Raw genomic sequence first — 2,435 nt, forward strand, 5'->3', positions numbered from 1 at the left:
GTTTAGGGGCGCGGGTCCAGTCCCTTTTGGCTCCAGACCAAGAAGTTGGCGATAGGTTTTTTCGTTCGCATCGGCCTCACGCTGAGCGCGTTCAAGCTCTTGGGCGGTGGTATCGAAAATTTCGTCAGGTGCCATGCGCATAATAAGGAACGCGCCTTCTTCCAGAACCGGGCGGGTGCGGGCATCGCGGACCCAGTCGGGTTGCGAATCTGCCGGCAGTAACCAGGACAGGGAAAGAAAGCCGATACAAACGATCAACGCTCCGCGCAGAAGCCCGAAAACAAAGCCAAGCGTGCTATCAAGGCTGTCGAGACCGGAATTCTGCACCGCCCGGCCGATCCGGCCACTGATGAACGAGAAAATCAAAAATGAAATCAGAAACAGGCCAACCCCGGTTGCCAGATCGGCAATCAGTTCGGACGGGATCAGTTCGCGCACATAGGGGCGTGCAACCGGATAGCCATAAAGTGCGACAAGCCCGGCCCCGACCCAGCCCATCATCGACAGGGTTTCGTGGATAAAACCGCGGAAAAAGGCAAAGATCCCCGATATCAGCAAAATGCCGACAACAATCAGATCAAACACATCACGTGCGCCAAGATCGGGAAGGGCGGAGAAATCCATTTATGCGTAAACCTTGTTCGTCAGTCCGGGTGGCGGGCGAGGTCGCGGTAAAGGCGCTTAATACATGCCTTCGCGCGGACGCACCTTGTCGCGGACATCGTCGCCGAAGAGGTTTACCAAATCCTGAAGATGGCCGATTTCCGTCTGATTGAGTCCCTTGATCGACATCTTCTTCTTGCCCTGGGTACCATTCTTGGGGGTATAGGCATTGCCAAAGCCAAGTTTGGTCGCTTCCTTCAGTCGCGATTCGAGCTGGCCTACCGGACGAACTTCCCCTGAAAGACCGATTTCCCCAACAATCACCGTCTCGCCCGGAACCGGCGCATCGGCAACCGCTGAAATCAGTGCCGCCGCAACCGCCATGTCGGCGGCGGGTTCGCCCACCCGCAAACCACCGGCGACGTTAAGGTAAACATCAAACTGACTAAGCGGCAGGCCACACCGGGCATCCAGGACGGCCAAAATCATGTTCATGCGCGCAGAGTCCCAGCCAACAACCGCACGACGCGGGGTGGCAAGAGCCGATTGCGCAACAAGGGCCTGAATTTCGACCAGCATCGGACGTGTGCCTTCAAGTCCGGCAAAGACCGCCGTGCCGCTGACCGGGGAATCACGATCTGCCAGAAACAGCGCGGACGGGTTGGGGACCTCGACCAGGCCCGCATCACCCATTTCAAACACGCCGATTTCATCGGTCGCGCCGAAACGATTTTTGACTGCACGGAGGATGCGGAACTGATGGCCGCGTTCGCCTTCGAAATACAAAACCGTATCGACCATGTGTTCCAGCACACGTGGACCGGCAATCTGGCCTTCCTTGGTAACGTGACCGACCAAAAGCACAGCAAAGCCCTTGCGCTTGGCGAGGCGGATCAGTTCCAGCGCGCAGGCGCGGACCTGCGACACCGTGCCCGGTGCACTATCAAGCGTGTCGGCATACATGGTTTGGATCGAGTCAATCACCACCACATCGTGGCTGCTGGCTTCAAGGGTGGTAATGATGTCGCGCAGGCTGGTGGCGGCGGCAAAATCGACCTTGGATTTTTCAAGGCCAAGGCGGGCGGCGCGCATGCGGACCTGATCAACGGCTTCCTCGCCCGAGATATAGGCGCACTTATGTTTGGCGGCCATCGCCCCGACGGCCTGTAACAGGATGGTTGATTTACCAATCCCCGGATCTCCACCGACCAACAGGGCCGACCCCGGTACAAGCCCGCCACCACACGCACGATCCAGTTCGGTGATGCCGCTTATGATGCGTTTCGGGCTGGCGCTTTCGCCTTCAAGGGCGACGAATTCGATGGTTTTGCCCTTGGCGCCCCCGGCGATGCCGCCGGTGGCCTTGGGGCCGCTTTCAACGCGTTCTTCCTCGATACTGTTCCATTCACCGCATGCGTCGCAACGCCCGGTCCATTTGCGGTATTCGGCACCGCAGTTCTGGCAGATGAAACGGCTTTGGGTTTTGGCCACAGAATGCTCCGCAGATCAAAGAAGTGTCAGTAAGGGCGTGTGTCGGTCAGGTAACGCTCAGAGATGCTTGAGATCAAGTTCAAGCGGACCTTCGATATCACCGGCAACGAATTGTTGCAAATAGGGGTTATCGGCATCGTCAATATCGGCAACCGGACCATCCCAGATAATCTTGCCCTGATACAGCATGGCGACGCGATCTGCGATCTTGCGCGCACTGGCCATATCATGCGTGATGGTCATCGCACTGGCACCAAGTTCACGGGTGCATTTGACGATCAGGTCATTGATGACGTCACCCATGATCGGGTCAATGCCGGTGGTCGGTTCGTCAAAGAACA

The 2,435-nt window shown here is 57.6% G+C and carries 2 protein-coding genes and 1 pseudogene; all 3 read right to left on the reverse strand.

What is annotated here, in order from left to right:
* Window positions 1-624 (reverse strand): CvpA family protein (locus B3Z49_RS00375; protein ID WP_296987268.1); only part of this gene is annotated, 624 nt, incomplete at its 3' end.
* A gap of 57 nt (window positions 625-681) precedes the next feature.
* Window positions 682-2,094, reverse strand: coding sequence for a DNA repair protein RadA (gene radA / locus B3Z49_RS00380; protein WP_063088371.1), 1,413 nt, complete (start codon window positions 2,092-2,094; stop codon window positions 682-684).
* 57 nt (window positions 2,095-2,151) lie between these two features.
* Window positions 2,152-2,435, reverse strand: a pseudogene (locus tag B3Z49_RS00385) (ABC transporter ATP-binding protein); the annotation flags it as partial.

The sequence above is a fragment of the Thalassospira sp. UBA1131 genome (assembly GCF_002311515.1).
Taxonomy (GTDB): domain Bacteria; phylum Pseudomonadota; class Alphaproteobacteria; order Rhodospirillales; family Thalassospiraceae; genus Thalassospira.